Origin of the sequence: Streptomyces sp. NPDC102441 (assembly GCF_044765585.1) — a bacterium.
Classification (GTDB): Bacteria; Actinomycetota; Actinomycetes; order Streptomycetales; family Streptomycetaceae; genus Streptomyces.
The window spans coordinates 84,999-98,630 of sequence record NZ_JBIWKH010000021.1 but is presented as its reverse complement, the minus strand read 5'-3'; the positions used below and the strand labels follow the sequence as shown (position 1 = coordinate 98,630).

At 69.7% G+C, this 13,632-nt stretch carries 15 protein-coding genes and 1 pseudogene; 7 read left to right on the top strand and 9 right to left on the bottom strand.

Annotated elements, in window-relative coordinates; translation table 11 throughout:
• Nucleotides 1-2: 2 nt before the first annotated feature.
• Both ACIREO_RS35485 and ACIREO_RS35480 read right to left on the bottom strand, forming a co-directional pair.
• The gene (locus ACIREO_RS35485) at nt 3-341 is read right to left on the bottom strand and encodes a hypothetical protein (protein ID WP_404118046.1); all 339 of its coding nucleotides are present in this window, start codon (nt 339-341) and stop codon (nt 3-5) included.
• A gap of 24 nt (nt 342-365) precedes the next feature.
• Nucleotides 366-1,190: a hypothetical protein gene (locus ACIREO_RS35480; RefSeq protein WP_404118043.1), complete on the bottom strand. Its 825-nt coding sequence runs from the start codon at nt 1,188-1,190 to the stop codon at nt 366-368.
• Nucleotides 1,191-1,502: 312 nt separating this feature from the next.
• Between ACIREO_RS35480 and ACIREO_RS35475 the strand changes: the two genes are divergently transcribed.
• From ACIREO_RS35475 to ACIREO_RS35455, 5 genes are all read left to right on the top strand, one after another.
• Nucleotides 1,503-1,841: a transglycosylase SLT domain-containing protein gene (locus ACIREO_RS35475; RefSeq protein ID WP_404118040.1), complete on the top strand. Its 339-nt coding sequence runs from the start codon at nt 1,503-1,505 to the stop codon at nt 1,839-1,841.
• A 42-nt stretch (nt 1,842-1,883) separates the two neighbouring features.
• The gene (locus tag ACIREO_RS35470; protein ID WP_404118038.1) at nt 1,884-2,600 is read left to right on the top strand and encodes an NlpC/P60 family protein; all 717 of its coding nucleotides are present in this window, start codon (nt 1,884-1,886) and stop codon (nt 2,598-2,600) included.
• Between the two features lie 23 nt (nt 2,601-2,623).
• On the top strand, nt 2,624-3,175 hold the full coding sequence (locus ACIREO_RS35465; protein WP_404118035.1) for a hypothetical protein: 552 nt from the start codon (nt 2,624-2,626) through the stop codon (nt 3,173-3,175).
• A gap of 117 nt (nt 3,176-3,292) precedes the next feature.
• Nucleotides 3,293-3,685, top strand: a complete 393-nt coding sequence (locus ACIREO_RS35460; protein WP_404118033.1) for a hypothetical protein — start codon at nt 3,293-3,295, stop codon at nt 3,683-3,685.
• Nucleotides 3,685-5,232: a hypothetical protein gene (locus ACIREO_RS35455; protein WP_404118031.1), complete on the top strand. Its 1,548-nt coding sequence runs from the start codon at nt 3,685-3,687 to the stop codon at nt 5,230-5,232. Before ACIREO_RS35460 ends, ACIREO_RS35455 begins: the two co-directional genes overlap by 1 nt.
• A gap of 76 nt (nt 5,233-5,308) precedes the next feature.
• On the opposite strand, the gene ACIREO_RS35450 is transcribed toward ACIREO_RS35455, so the two are convergent.
• The 3 genes from ACIREO_RS35450 to ACIREO_RS35440 all read right to left on the bottom strand — a co-directional run bounded on the left by ACIREO_RS35450 (nt 5,309) and on the right by ACIREO_RS35440 (nt 9,095).
• Complete coding sequence (locus ACIREO_RS35450) at nt 5,309-6,844, bottom strand: hypothetical protein (protein WP_404118028.1); 1,536 nt, start codon at nt 6,842-6,844, stop codon at nt 5,309-5,311.
• A 417-nt stretch (nt 6,845-7,261) separates the two neighbouring features.
• The gene (locus ACIREO_RS35445) at nt 7,262-8,038 is read right to left on the bottom strand and encodes a hypothetical protein (protein WP_404118025.1); all 777 of its coding nucleotides are present in this window, start codon (nt 8,036-8,038) and stop codon (nt 7,262-7,264) included.
• 58 nt (nt 8,039-8,096) lie between these two features.
• Nucleotides 8,097-9,095 carry a DUF5937 family protein gene (locus ACIREO_RS35440; RefSeq protein ID WP_404118022.1) on the bottom strand — a complete coding sequence of 333 codons (999 nt, stop codon included), beginning with the start codon at nt 9,093-9,095 and terminating at the stop codon, nt 8,097-8,099.
• Between the two features lie 67 nt (nt 9,096-9,162).
• Here ACIREO_RS35440 and ACIREO_RS35435 point away from each other — a divergent pair, with 67 nt between their 5' ends.
• Complete coding sequence (locus ACIREO_RS35435; RefSeq protein WP_404118019.1) at nt 9,163-10,071, top strand: aldo/keto reductase; 909 nt, start codon at nt 9,163-9,165, stop codon at nt 10,069-10,071.
• A gap of 248 nt (nt 10,072-10,319) precedes the next feature.
• On the opposite strand, the pseudogene ACIREO_RS35430 reads toward ACIREO_RS35435, so the two are convergent.
• From ACIREO_RS35430 to ACIREO_RS35420, 3 genes and pseudogenes are all read right to left on the bottom strand, one after another.
• Nucleotides 10,320-10,706, bottom strand: a pseudogene (locus ACIREO_RS35430) (transposase); the annotation flags it as partial.
• Between the two features lie 237 nt (nt 10,707-10,943).
• Nucleotides 10,944-11,555: a hypothetical protein gene (locus tag ACIREO_RS35425; RefSeq protein ID WP_404118016.1), complete on the bottom strand. Its 612-nt coding sequence runs from the start codon at nt 11,553-11,555 to the stop codon at nt 10,944-10,946.
• A gap of 118 nt (nt 11,556-11,673) precedes the next feature.
• Nucleotides 11,674-12,237 carry a TetR/AcrR family transcriptional regulator gene (locus ACIREO_RS35420; RefSeq protein WP_404118012.1) on the bottom strand — a complete coding sequence of 188 codons (564 nt, stop codon included), beginning with the start codon at nt 12,235-12,237 and terminating at the stop codon, nt 11,674-11,676.
• Nucleotides 12,238-12,547: 310 nt separating this feature from the next.
• On the opposite strand from ACIREO_RS35420, the gene ACIREO_RS35415 reads away from it, so the two are divergent.
• Entirely contained in the window at nt 12,548-12,781 is a 234-nt protein-coding gene (locus tag ACIREO_RS35415) for a hypothetical protein (RefSeq protein WP_404118010.1), read from the top strand.
• 204 nt (nt 12,782-12,985) lie between these two features.
• On the opposite strand, the gene ACIREO_RS35410 is transcribed toward ACIREO_RS35415, so the two are convergent.
• Nucleotides 12,986-13,615, bottom strand: coding sequence for a TetR/AcrR family transcriptional regulator (locus ACIREO_RS35410; protein ID WP_404118007.1), 630 nt, complete (start codon nt 13,613-13,615; stop codon nt 12,986-12,988).
• Between the last annotated feature and the right edge of the window lie 17 nt (nt 13,616-13,632).

Sequence of the window (13,632 nt, the reverse complement as noted above, 5' to 3'; positions counted from 1 at the left end):
CCTCAGATCGACATGTTGTAGACCGCGAGCACCATGGAGCTGGTCAAGCCGATCCCTCCGGCACCGCACAGGCTCCACAGCACGGACTGCTTGCCCCTGGCCGCCAGCTGGGCCCTCTCCGTGTTGTGGCCGACGGCGACCAGCAGCCAGCCGGTCAGGCCTCCGATCACCGCGGCGGCGAGCCCGAATCCCGCGGTCCAGTTCAGGACTGTCTGCACCTGTGTGTTCACCGCCGCGGGGAGGGCGGGCGCGGGCTTCGGCACGACCGGGGGCGGGTCTGCCGCCAGCACCTGCAGGCCCGGGTCGGTGGCAAGAGTGCGGACCGCGTCCATGAGCGTCATTGGGAACACCTCGTCAAAGGTCGTCTACGGATGGGAGACCACGGCCAGGGGCGCGGGTCGTGGTGCGTCTGGAAGCGGCCTGCCCCATGAGGCTCCGGCCGCTGCGAGGACTTCCTGGCCGAGCAGACCCGCAGCTTGCTGGGTACGTGAGCGCAGTCGGGAGACCGTGCGCAGTCCGTGGGCGCGGATGTTCGGGTCGTGCGGGAAGTGGACGACCGCGGCGGTTCGTGCGGACAGCATCATGGCGCCCGCCCGCACGACAGCGGGGAGGCGTCCGTCCGCCTGGGCGACGAGGACCGCCACGGTTCGCTGGAGCGGCATCCCGTCCGCATGCATGGCCATCACGGCCTGCTGGAGGGCCTGTATGCCGCTGGCGGTGGCCGAGGCGCACAGCACGGGCACCGCGTAGGGCAGCTCGCACCAGGACCGGGTCCGGCCGATCTGCCCGGCGCACCGGGACTCGAGGATGTCGTGCGCCACCGGGTGCGGGGTGTCGGCGATGACGCACTGCCAGCCGCCGATGGCCGCCAGCTGCAGCCACGCGGCCGGGGCGTGCGGCAGAGCGAGCGGCGGGCTGTGCCAGTCGCGGCCGTCGGTCAGTACCTGCCAGCCCGGCCGGTCGGCATCCGGTCGTAGCGCGGCCGCGTGCTGTACCTGGGAGCGGGTGAGCGGCCTGTCCGGCGGCAGTGCGGCCAGGCCCCCGGCCTGCTGACCGACCGTCCACGACGGCCACGGGGACGAGAGCCGTGGAGCGGTGTCGAGGACGACTGTTGACGCTCCGGCCGCGGCCATGTGTGCTGCCAGCAAATCCGCGACGGTCGACCGGCCGCTGCCGCCCGTCGCGGCCATCACCGGCACCACAAGACGAACCCCCGAAGAGAGCCCAAGTGAAGGTAGCTCTCTCTTGCCCACGCTTACCCCCATACTCGCGCCGACTCTTCGCATACGCTAATGCGATCCGTCATCTCGTCATACCGGAACGGATCCGGGCGACAGAATCCGGTCACCCGGACGGTTAACCCACGTCGCCAACATGGGCCCCGATAAGCAGTGATGGCATAGTGTCACATACGATCACCCTTCTGCGTCCAGCTTGACGCCTTGAAATCGACCAGGCATGCGGGTTCGTTTCCGCAAACTCGGTGCAGGCCTGGGGGGACTGTGCGCGTCACACGCTGGCTGGCGGTCGCCGTGGGCGGGGCCGTGATGACTCCCGTCGCGCTGGGCGTGGGGGTCGTACTGCTCATCGCTGCCTTCGACGATGACGACGGCGACTCCGGTGGAAGCCTCGGTCCGACCGCCGGCAGTCTGCGCATCGGCCGAGGGGGCGTGCCGTCCGAGTACGCGCCGATGATTCTCGAGGCCGCCGGCGACTGCGACGCAGGCCTTCAGCCGGCCGTGCTGGGGGCTCAGCTGAAGCAGGAATCGAACTTCGATCCGCGGGCTCAATCCCCCGTCGCCGGCGCCCAGGGCATCGCCCAGTTCATGCCGGGCACCTGACCCGCCTGGGCGACCGACGGGAACGGGAACGGCACCAAAAGCGTGTGGGAGCCCGCGGACGCGATCGCCGGTCAGGGGAAGTTCATGTGCAGCCTGATGCGGAAGGGCAGGGCGCATCCTCAGTACGACGGGTCACCGACGGAGCTCGCCCTCGCCGGCTACAACGCGGGCTGGGGCAGGGTCGATCAGTATCGCGGCGTACCCCCCGCGGACTTCGCGAAGGGCCAGACCTACAACTACGTCAAGATCATCATGGCGCTGGCGAAGCAGTTCACCGCCCCGGCGTCGAGCAGCGACGTACAGCTGCCCGCCGGATACACCCTGCCCGCCGGTACGCCCCGCGAGGTACGCACCGCGGTTGCCTGGGCCCTGAAGCAGAAGGGCGGCTGGTACCAGCTCGGCGGCGACTGCACCCATGCCCACGGCACCGATTCCGCCCGCTGGTGCGACTGCTCCTCCCTCATGCAGCAGGCGTACAGGGCGGCCGGCATCAGCATCCCGAGGGTCACCTACGACCAGGTCGGCATCGGCACCCACGTCAGCGTCGACAGCCCCAAGCCGGGAGATCTGGTCTTCAACCCCGGCAGTGACGGCTCCGACGCCCGCCCCGGCCATGTCGGCATGTACATCGGCGACGACATGGTCATCGAGGCGCCCCGCACCGGAGTCCGTACCCGCGTCGTTTCCTACAGCAGCTGGCGCAACTCCACCAGCGCCGTCACCCGGGTCACCGAGGTCCGCCGGGTGGTGCGGTGGTGACCCGCGAGACCGAAGGACAGCAGATGAACATCGAGCACGAAGAGCTGTTCCACCCCTGGGGCACCGTCACGCCGGACTTCTGGGGCCTCCAGCACGAGGCCACACAGGAGCAGTCCGTGGCCCGCATCCCCCAGGTCCTGCGCGGCCGGCTGACGGAAATCGCCGCAAAGGCTGCCTCTGGGCTGCTCCCGGACGCCGCTTGGATGGCCTGCCAGCTCGACACCGAGGTCACCGACGAGTACGGACCGGAGCACCTCAACACAGTTCATATCCGGGAGATCCGCGCGCACCTCGCCTACCTGGCGGGTGATCACGCGACCTCCCTCGGGTGGTATCTGCACACCGCCCGGCTGCGGGCCACGATCCAGGGGCCCGGCCACCCCGACACCGAGGAGGCCACCCGCCGGGTCTACAGCCTCTGGCGCACCGTCCCGGACGCTGACGCGCCCGCGCTCGGCACCGAGCTTCTGGGTGCGGTCACCGACATCCACGGGCCCGAGGCAGCAGTGGCTCGTCGGACCCGTCAGCGACTTCAGGCCCTGGCCGATTCACGTGAGGCCAGAAGCATCACCTGACCTACCCACACCCGCTTCGTCCACAAAGGCTTCGTCATCCACAGGGGGTTGGGCCCTCGCCGGATCCGGTGCCACGATCCGATCAGCCACAACGCGCGACAGGCAGAAGAGGTCCTCATGAACACCGCGATGAACGCTCTGGACACAGCTCTGGGGTCGACGGACCCCACCACGGTGCTGGCCGGCGCCTGGGAGGCACTCGATCTCGGCGGGCAGGTGGCCGACGCCGTCACATGGGAGGAGGACGGCGACGCTTTCCTCGCACTCATGGCGGCACAGGAATGCCTGGCCGCCCGCTCTCTGCTGCCGCTGCCCGAATCCGGGTGCCCGGTCGTCCTGGAGGCGAGCGACATCCAGACCGGTCCCGGCGGCCTGGATCCCTACGTCGCCCTCCTGGAAAGGGCACATCGGGCACTCGCCGACCTCGCTGAACAGGACGTCCAGCTCGGTGAGGCTGCCGAGCACGCGGCTGCCGCCGCACGTTCGCTGGCCGCCGTCCGGGAGCAGTGATGGCGACGCTGGACGAACTCTTCGACACAGCCGGGGACCGGCTCCGGACGGCAGCGGCAGCACCCTCATCGGATCGGCCGGCCTCCGCCCATCACCTCGACCAGTTCCTGTCCGCGCTGGCCGAGCCCCTGGGCCTGGGCGACGAGGACGCACCCCAGTCAGCCGTGACGAAGGATCTCGTCTATCACCTGAGTCGAGCCAGTGACGCCGTACAGTCCGCGCAGCGTCTGCTGCCCCCGCCCGGCGCCGGTCCGGCGGAGAACCACCTGCCCGACGCCTCGGCCGCGGTCCACGCGGTGCGCGACGTCATCGAGAGCCACCGCGGACCGGACCGCGTGCCGCTGACTGCGTACGCGTACGCGCTCACCACAGGCCCGGCCCATCACTACCTCACCCGCCGCTGCTCCGAGCTCGCCTGGGGCGCGGCCCAGGTGGCGTCCGGTCTCGCCCAGGACTCTGTGGACCCCTCCGTCGCAGCAGCGTTCGGCGACGTCCGCCGCTTCCTCTCCGAGGCGTCCGTCTTCGGCCGGGACGGGACGCGCGACGCGGACGCCGCGATCGGCGCTCTCTCGTTGACGCTTCCCGTCGAGCCTGTCCAGGCCCACCCCACCGATCGGACAGAGGACGTACCGGCCAACCTCGCCGAGGACTGCGACCGGCTGTCCCGGGCGGCCTTCGAAACGCTGCACCACCGCTCCGATCACCGCATGAGCGGATCGGACCTCCAGCAACTGGCGCGCTGGACAGCCATGCAGCGCCTGCTGGCCGGCCGTGTCCTGCTGACGGTCTCGGAAGAGCTGCCGGACGAGGCAGCTGCCGCCGCCCTTCGGGAGAGCGCGGGAGCACTGCGCGCGTCCGCGCAGGCCTGGCAGAAGTCCGCGACGGCATGGCACCGGATCGTGGACATCGCCGACCCGCGGTCCCACCCGAAGCTGCCCGCCCCGAGCTATGAGATCGTCCGCCGCGGAGAGGTCGTACGCCTGCCGCAGGTCGTCCCCCATCCCTCCACCGTGATCGCCCACACGGCAGCGGTCCGAGTGGGACAGCTGCTGTACGGACCCGAGTGGCGCCCGGAGGCCGCGACCCGGCCCGCCCCGCGGGAAGGATCGGAGATCCTCACCGACGCACAGGGCGCCGGAGCGCTGGCCTCCGCCCTGTACCGGCTGCCGGCCGCGGGCTGGCAGCTCGCTCTCGCCGCGCCGCAGGCGGTGAGCATGGCACGGGGCGGCCTTGTCACCGATGCCTTCGAGCAGCGGGCACGCGGGCTGGACGATCACCGCTTCCGCCCGGTTCGCCGTCACCAGCTGGAAGCGCTGTCGCACTCGTACAAGGCCGTGCTGCCGGCTGAGCAGGCGTCAGCCGCGTCGCTTCTGGACGTGGCTCAGCATGCCGGCGTCCCGGTACCCCGGGCCCTGCTGGATGCTGGAGCCCACCGCGGCCTGGCGGCGGCCCAGGGGTGGGGGCAGTCCCGGACAGCGGCCAGGCCGGATCAACCCGGACTCCGGGCGCCGCAGCCGCAGGTGCGGGTGCCGAGAAGGGCTTTGTAACGCCGGCTGACGCTTACGCGCCTGGGCCGACCCGTCTCGTAGAGGGTGACGGCAGAGGTTGCCCTGCCTGTGATCGCTACCCGGGCGCCGCCTCTCGGCGTCCCGCTGCGGTTGGTGGGGTGGCGGCTCCGTTGAGGCAGCGGTCGAGGAGTGCGTGCATACGGGGTACGGGGAGGGACGGGTTGGCCGCGGCGCCTTCTGCGGTGCGGGGGTCGGCGAGGAGGGTCTCCAGGGCTTCCGGTGTCAGGCTCGGGTTGGCGGCGGCGGCCCGACGCACCGCCTCGTCGGCATCGTCCACCGGGGGTTCGGGCAGGGTGGGATCGGCTGCGGCCAGGGCGCGTACCTCGGGATCCGGGTGGCCGATGAGGTGGGTACGGCCGGTGCGCGGGAAGCCGGGCAGCGTCAGCAGGTCCGAACGGTGGTCCGGGCGGGTGACGAAGACGTCCAGGAGGAGGCGTGGCGGAGCCAATGGGTGGTTGCAGGCCAGCCGGATCCGGACCTCCTCGTCGTCGTCCTGCGCGAGTGTCCCGACGAGTTCTGCGGGCAGGCCGGACCAGCTCGCCGCAACCCGGCGGAGCACCGGTTCCCCGGACACCGCGCAGGCGGCGAACCAGTCGGGCGACGGCACGGTGGCCGGGTCGGGGTCCGGCTCGGTGATCGGGCAGATGCATTCAGGACCGTGCCCGATGACCCGGTCGATCACGTCGTACTCGACCCAGGTGCGGGGGAAGGGGTGGAGGCGTGCGCGCATCCGCACGTCCTCGTCCGGGTCCTCCCTCAGCTCCGCCACCAGGTCCGGTCCCAGGTCGGGCCGGGCGGCGACCACCTCGCGGACCTTCGCCTCGGGATGCCGGGCGAGCCGGGCGACGGCGTCGGCCGGAGTGTGGGGGTTCCGGGCCAGGGGGCGCACCGTGTCGTCCGCGAAGCACTGCTCGACGAGCGCGGGCGACAGAGCGCACCTGCCGAGCACGAACGGCCTGCTGCTCGGACGGATGGACGGCAGCTCGGCCTCCACCCGTTCCGGGTCCAGCTCCCAGTTCCTGTCCTGCGCCGCTTCACGGACCGCGGGGTCCGGATCGTCGAGCAGCCCCGCCTGCTGCGCCGGGGTGAGCGAATCCCACCGCCAAGTGGCCCGTATCCGGAGTGCGGGATCCTCGCGGCCGGCCATGGAGCGGAAGAAGGACAGCGGGATCTGCCGGGACGAGTCGAGCTCCCAGATGATTTCGTTCGCGGTGACCTTGCCGTCCTCGCCCCCTTCCTGGGCAGTCAGGAGGGTGACGAGGATGTCGTCCGGCAGCGGTCGGACCCAGCGGGGCCAGGGGTGGGGGTGGGGGTTGGCGAGCCGCGCGCGGACGAGTCCCGACGGGTCCGTTGCCAAGGGGGCGAGTCGCGAAGGATCTACGTGCTGGTTGCGGGCGAGCGCGCCGCGAATCCGCCACTCCGGGTGGCGCAGGGCTGCGTCGATGACGGCGTCGGGCAGGTCGCGGTCCTTACACATCAGCTGGCCGAGCTCACCGGACGCTTGATCCATCAGGCGTATCAGTACGTCGGAGGGCGCCGCCGGATTGAAGGCGACGCCGCGCAGCCAGAGTTCACGCAGAGTGTCGGACACCGCGTCATCCTGCCACCTCGTCGCGCGCCCGGGCGGGGCCACATGGCGACCACGCCGCTCGCTGGCAGCTCCATCCGAAGGCTTCGGTCCAGGCGGGCAAGGGCCTTGCCCGTCGTGCATGCGATGACTGTCCGCGGCACGCAGCCAGGGGAACGCACAACATCAGTGCCGATTCAAGCAACCGGGCGATGCTGAAACTCGGCTACATCGTCTGCCTTGTCCACGGGGTGTTCTTGCCCTTGGGTGACAAACGCTCTCGCTCCTGACCGACAAAGCCGGTGACCGTCTTCGCCGTGCGGTCGGCGGCGTTTCCCAGCGCTCGAAGCGACGGCTCATCCGTATCGGCTGAGAAATCATCGCACTTGGCGAGTCTGCGTTAGCAGATGGGAGTGCAAGCGGCGATGTTGGTCGCCCCGTTCAGCCGGCCGAAGTGTTCTGTGTCGCCTCGCTTGCTTCGGTGAGGGCTTGCTGCCTGAGATTGCCGCCGAACAACTGAATCGTGGTGGCGGCCAGGATGTCATCCCTGCCGATGGTCCGCCTGTCCCCCCTGCGGGCGGACGGGGCCCGGAGGGGATCCTCGAGGAGCGGGGGTGGGGCCGGTTCGCCCGGCATCACCAGGGTGACCGTACCGAAACGTTTGACCCCGCCCTCGCGGACGACCATGGCCGCGTCCCTGGCGAGGTCCGTCAGGAACACGCTCGCGATTCCGTCCAGGTCGCGGACCATCGCCGGTACGGCCCTCGCCCCCTGGCTCCGCAGCAGCTTCTTGACCCCGGCCTCGAACCTGTGGGCCCCGACCACAGCACTCGGCTTGCGCGACCTGCTGCGCTTACGAGAGGGCACGATGACCCCCTCGGCGTCGTACAGGACACCGGTCAGGCCTCGAAACGTCGGGGTGTGGTCGTACCACTTGGACCCCACCTCGAGCTCGACGTTCCGGTCGATCGCCGAGACAAGGTCCCCGGGAATCAGCTTCTTCCGGGCCTCCGCCGCCGCCGCTCGCCTCGCGCCTTCGATGATCTCCGTCAGCACGGTCCGCGTCACCGACGCGGCAGCCCACGCGGCCGACCGGGAGACGTGCATCGAGGTCACGTCCCTGAACACCGCTTTGACGAGAGCAGGCTTGAACGGCGAGACATCCATGACCGAGGCGGTATCGGGACCACTGCGGTCAAGGCGTACGGGCTGGATCATCGGAAGAAACGCTCCCTTATTGGTCGGCTCTCGAAGTTTTTCGGGGGTTGACGTGAGGTCAGGCGGAGGCGGCTTGGAGAAGGGCTTCGGCTGCGGCGGTCCGGGCGTAGAGAACGGAGCGGCCCGCGCGGTGGGTGCTGACCAGGCCCGCGCTGCGGAGCGCGGTGAGGTATTGGGATACCCCTGCGGGAGAGAGTCCGGTGCGGTGGGCCAGCTGTGTGGTGGAGGCCGGGATCTCCAACTCGGTCAGCAGCAGGGTCCGCGAGCGGCCGAGTACGGCGGAGAGGGTGTCGGTCCGTGCGACGGGGCGCCTCGTCCATAGTGAGCCGACACCGCGCGCCGGATAGGCGAGCTGGGGCGGGTCCGGTGGCGTCGTTCGGGTGCGCAGCCCTGGTCCGGTGAAGGCTGAGGGGATCAGCAGCAGTCCCGTACCTGCCGTCGTGCGGGTCAGCGGCTGCTTTCGGCGGGACATCCGGAGCGCGTTGTCGCCCCAGCTCACGGACGTATGCAGGTCGTTGAGGAGGTGGCCGGCACCGTGCTCGGCGGCCAGGCGGGCCCGGTAGAGGATGTCTGCGTCCAGAACTGCCCGGATTCGTGCCCAGTAGGGGGCGAGTACCAGCTCCCAGTACGTTTCGAGCTCCTCTGCGACCTTGACCAGGAGGCCCTGTGGGTCGTTGTGCAGGGCTCGCAGCCGGGGGCCGAGGCTCCCCTGGTGGCGGGCGAGGTGGTCGAGGTCCTGGCGCACCCGGTCGGCGGGCGAGGCCCGGATCGCGTCCCGCTCTGCCGCCGGGGTGGGGGCCGGTCCGGCGGGGGCCGGGTTGAGGAAGTCGGGGACGTAGCCACCGGTGGGCGGGACCAGCTCGCAGAGCCAGCCCCGGTGCAGCCCGGCGGCCACCACACGCGGGCGTACCTGGTCGGCCCAGGGCCGGTGGATCGGATGCGCGGCGGCGGACGTCAGCAGTCGGAAGCTGGGTGCGACCTCCCACATCGGTGAGACGGCGAACCGCACCTGCGCCAGATCGCTCGTCGAGAACGCCAGCTCTGCCAGGACAACCACTCCTCAATGGATTCAGGCATGCATGAATCAATGGCGGACCAGCCTACCGAGCGGAGATCATCCCACCATGACCTCACAAACAATCACCGCGGCGGCATCGGGCACCTGGAACCTCGGCGACCTGACAGTCAACCGGATCGGTTTCGGCGCGATGCGCCTGACGCAGCACGGCAAGGCATTCGCGGCCGACGCCGTCCCACGCGACCGCGACCAGGCGATCAGTGTGCTGCGCCGCGCGGTCGAACTCGGCGTGAACCACATCGACACCGCCGCGTTCTACTTCTCGTCACTGCGCAGTGCCAACGAGCTGATCAACCAGGCACTGGCCCCCTACCCGGACGACCTCGTCATCACCACCAAGGTCGGACCGGGCCGCGACCCCTCAGGCCAATGGCTGCCCCACGCCACCCCCGAGCAACTGCGCGGCCAGGTCGAGGAGAACCTGCGCCAGCTCGGCCGCGACCACCTCGACGTGGTGAACCTGCGCATCGTCGGCACCGACTCCATCGCCGAACGCTTCGGCGCACTTGCCGAACTGCGCGAGGCCGGACTCATCCGGCACCTGGGCCTGTCCAACATCCGCCCCCACCACCTCGCCGAGGCTCAGAGCATCGCACCGGTGGTCTGCGTCCAGAACATGTACGGCATCGGCGCATCGCCCGAGCAGAAGGAGTTCATGGGCATCTGCGGTGAACAACGCATCGCGTTCGTGCCGTTCTACTCGATCGCCGGCACCGGACGCGACGGGGGCGCGACCACCGACCACAGCCCGGAGGTGCACGCCATCGCCCGCGCCCACGGCGTGAGCGCAGCCCAGATCCGGCTGGCGTGGACACTCCACCAGGCCCCCCACGTCCTGGCCATCCCCGGCACCGGCGACCTCGACCACCTCGCCCAGAACGTCGCCGTCGGCTCCCTGCGCCTGTCTGTGGAGGAACTCACCGCCTTGGGCCCGGTCCACCACGAGACGGCATGAACAGGGCCCCCATGGCGTTGTGACCCACTTCTGCTGATCGGACTGTCTGCCTTGCCTGTTCCTGCCGCCCGCCCCCGCCAGCCGCGTAACCAACCTCCCGGGACAACACAGACCCGTTCAGAGACCCTCCTCGCATGCGCCGAGCACCCGACGACCACCCGACGACCACCCAATCGAGACGGCCGTTCGAGCACCAAGTCCCCGGACATTACGACAAAAGCTGCTTACGCGTCGGGGCGCGCCGACAGGGCGAGCCAGGAGTAGGGCCAGCCAGGAATCATTTGGTCCGCGCTGCGTCCTCGCCCGTAGACATGACAGAACAGCAGGTCAGGGCTGGTTGGAGCATCGGGTCGCAGCCAGTTGCTCACGTCCACCGCAAGGACGATCCGCCCATCGGCTGCCCTCGGCAACGGCGTGGAGGCAAGCAGCCGCCGTAGACGGCGCGGCTCCAGCCAACCGTGATTGATCGCGTCGTACATCGCGCCATGCCCGCGCCGATGCTCGGCAGTCAGCGTCAGCTCGACCAGGGATGTCACCGGGCCGTCCGCGCACAACACCGAGTCGGCCAGCTCGAAGAGCGCGTCCGCGCGCGCATACAGACAGTCGTAGAACTCGACACGAAAGCGGGACAACACCCCCCAATGCCTCTCCTGCGGGCGCCTCGACGGGAAGACTCATACGCAGCGGCCGTTCTCTCACGATTCGTTACTCGACATCTCGAAGCGTGGAGAACGGCCGCCTCCTCTGTCCCGGAAAGAACCGCAGGTCAGCAGGACGAGTGACCAGTGAGGTTAAAGATCGCGCTCAGGAGCCCTGTGTGAGTTGGGGTTGTGTGGTGTGTGCAAGGCCAGGCGCAGGCTGGGCAGACCGGATCATGCAGCCGGACCGGCGGACGGTTGACCGCCGGTCGGCTCTGCGGCGCTCGTTCGCCAGCCGTACCAGCCACGGCACAACACGTAGGCCGCCACGACGACCACCACGAGACCCAAATCGATCAGACCGGACTGGCGCGCCTCATTCACATCGCCCACCACCGCAGCGATGACAACGAGCGCGGTCTTCTGGCCGATGATCAGCTCCCACAGCCCTCGGTGGGCACGCGGCGCTGCGGCGAGAATGGCGAATAGTCCGGCGAAGACCAGGTAGGCGGACGTGCGCCAGCCCTCCACCCATATCCGGGAATCGGGCGCGTCCATCATGGGCGCGATGCCGTGGAAGAACGCGCCGACGGTCGAGAGCGTCGCAAGGACGAGCAGCCACCGACCGATCTTGTCTGCCCGAACCGTGGGGCCACGGCCGTTGAGCGCGGTGTCTGCAACCTTCATGACAACCTCCTGTGTGCTGTGAATCGGCGTTGGCAGTGGTGGGGCTTCGGGCTCCACGGCGCCGGGGAGCACGGCCTCCGTGACCGTCGGCCCGGCCGGACCGGAGACGGTTGAGCGGATGTCGACCTCGTCGGTTGGGCGGCCTGTGAGCTTCTTCATGGGTTTCTCCTTCAGTACGGATGCGAGGTGAAGAAAAAGAGAGTGGTTAAACACTCACTACGGAGACCGGCGAGACAGGCGAGCCACTGGGTCCGTGGCCGCCTGCCGGTGCGTGGTGTCAGTAGTGCATGATTCCGGCCGTCAGGGTGCGGGTCCAGGGTGCGGAAATGGCCTCGGCGTCGATGGAGACCAGCAGGTGACAGAGCATGCCGGTGGCGAAGAACTGCTGCACCTGCTCCTCGCCGCCTCCCGAGGCGCTTCGGACGTACTCGACGGTTCGGGCATACCCCGAGCGCACCGCCTCCCTGACCGCGGGCTCGGAGACCGCGGCTGCCTGGGCGTGCAGCTGGACCAGCATGAGGTCGTTGTCACTGATCAGGCGGGCGTAGGCGTCGCCCATCGAGGTGAGCACGGCTTCGGGGGCGCTGCTCTCGGCCTTCGCCGCACCGGCTTCGAGGGCTGCGCGCACCCGGACGAAGCAGTGCTCGACGACTGCGGTGAACAGGACTTCCTTATTGGGGAAGAGGCGGTAGACGTAGGCCTGGGAGATGCCGGCGGCCTTCGCTACCTCGGTGGTCGTGGTGCCGAAATACCCCCGGGCCGCGAAGGCCCCGATGGCGGTGCGCAGCACCGTCTCCCGGCGCTCATCGGCTGTGGACAGCTGACGTCGTTCCATCTTCATGTGAGTATTCAATCACTCATTCTGGGAGTGTCAACCGTGAAGGCTCCCTGCGTGGCGTGTGGCACGTCCCCAGGTAGCGCCGCTACCAGGGCCCCTCCGGCGCCTCGCGAGGCGCCCGCACCTGCTCGCACGCCAACTGATCAACCTTCGGTGGCACAAACCAGCGTTGATCATCTTTGAGTGGCAAATGATCAACGTTCACTGGCACAGGTCACGTGGTTACGGCCCGGGTTCCTGCGGAGTGCTCCCGGGCTCGCCTGCCCGGCGATACCGTGGTGGGACACGCCAGTTCTGCCCTCTGGAGCCATCGATGAGCGAACATCCGGCCCCCGCCGACACCGCCGCCCGGCAGCTGGAGCCCGCGGCCGCCGACGCGGTGCGCGCGTACGCGGCCAAGACCCGCGCCGACGCCGACCGGTTCGCCGCCGTCCTCGAGGACATCGCCACCAACGGCCTGCCCGATCCCGAGCAGTGCACCCCGTGGGAGGAACTGCGCGAGGCCCACCTCACCCGCCTTGCCGCACAGCGCCCGGCCGTCGCCTGATGACCCACCAGCACCGCCGCCGCGCCCGGATCGCTTGCGGTGTGCGAGGAGCAGCTCCCCTGCGGGTGTGCACATACGGCCGCCCGTCGGAAAGGCGTTGACCGTCCGCACTGCGGCGGACGTTCTCCTCGGCTCGCTCGACAACGCGAACACCCTCCGCTCGTACGGCATCGGGGTCGCCAAGCCTCGACCGGTCCCGAGTTGTCAGGTTCCCGTCGGTGGTGCGCTCATCGCTGCCGTCAGGAACGTGATCGCCCAGTGCCGGGCTGCCTCGCCCGCTACTGGGGACAGGCAGGCCGGGGAGCGCTGCTGGTAGACCTCGACCCGGTCCACTGCCGTCACGGCGAGGATCCCCCGCATCCGGAACCGCAGCTCCTCCGGGGAAAGGCCGGGCAGTGCGCGCCCGAAGGCTGCCAGGTAGCGCTCACGGACCGTGTCCTCGGCCGGACCGGTCCAGCTGCGCACCTCCTCGGCCGGGTCGCTGAGGATCGTCACGATCAACCGGGACGTCCGGGCACCGCCCTCGTCACCGGGCCGCATCTCGTCGAACAGCGGCCCCGCGAATGCCTCCACCAGTTCGGTGACCGCAGGGTCCGGGGTCCTGTCGAGCAGTCGGTCGAGCCCGGCGCACTGCGCGGCATTGATGGGCTCGATCACGCGGCGGGCGACCGCGGCCAGGAGTTCCGCCTTCGAGCCGAAGTGGTACCCGACGGCGGCCAGGTTCGCTCCGGCGAGGTCGGTGATCGCGCGGACCGAGCTGCCGCGGTAACCGCGCTCGGCGAAGAGGTGCTCGGCCGCGTCGAGGATCTGGGTGCGGGTGTCAGGTGGCGCCATGCCTGCGTACACTACAG

Bases quoted from the DNA above. Each gene is read 5' to 3' on its own strand.
- ACIREO_RS35485 (WP_404118046.1), bottom strand. From the start codon at position 341: ATGACGCTCATGGACGCGGTCCGCACTCTTGCCACCGACCCGGGCCTG.
- ACIREO_RS35480 (WP_404118043.1), bottom strand. From the start codon at position 1,190: ATGGCCGCGACGGGCGGCAGCGGCCGGTCGACCGTCGCGGATTTGCTG.
- ACIREO_RS35465 (WP_404118035.1), top strand. From the start codon at position 2,624: ATGAACATCGAGCACGAAGAGCTGTTCCACCCCTGGGGCACCGTCACG.
- ACIREO_RS35460 (WP_404118033.1), top strand. From the start codon at position 3,293: ATGAACACCGCGATGAACGCTCTGGACACAGCTCTGGGGTCGACGGAC.
- ACIREO_RS35455 (WP_404118031.1), top strand. From the start codon at position 3,685: ATGGCGACGCTGGACGAACTCTTCGACACAGCCGGGGACCGGCTCCGG.
- ACIREO_RS35445 (WP_404118025.1), bottom strand. From the start codon at position 8,038: ATGATCCAGCCCGTACGCCTTGACCGCAGTGGTCCCGATACCGCCTCG.
- ACIREO_RS35435 (WP_404118019.1), top strand. From the start codon at position 9,163: ATGACCTCACAAACAATCACCGCGGCGGCATCGGGCACCTGGAACCTC.
- ACIREO_RS35425 (WP_404118016.1), bottom strand. From the start codon at position 11,555: ATGAAGAAGCTCACAGGCCGCCCAACCGACGAGGTCGACATCCGCTCA.
- ACIREO_RS35420 (WP_404118012.1), bottom strand. From the start codon at position 12,237: ATGAAGATGGAACGACGTCAGCTGTCCACAGCCGATGAGCGCCGGGAG.
- ACIREO_RS35415 (WP_404118010.1), top strand. From the start codon at position 12,548: ATGAGCGAACATCCGGCCCCCGCCGACACCGCCGCCCGGCAGCTGGAG.
- ACIREO_RS35410 (WP_404118007.1), bottom strand. From the start codon at position 13,615: ATGGCGCCACCTGACACCCGCACCCAGATCCTCGACGCGGCCGAGCAC.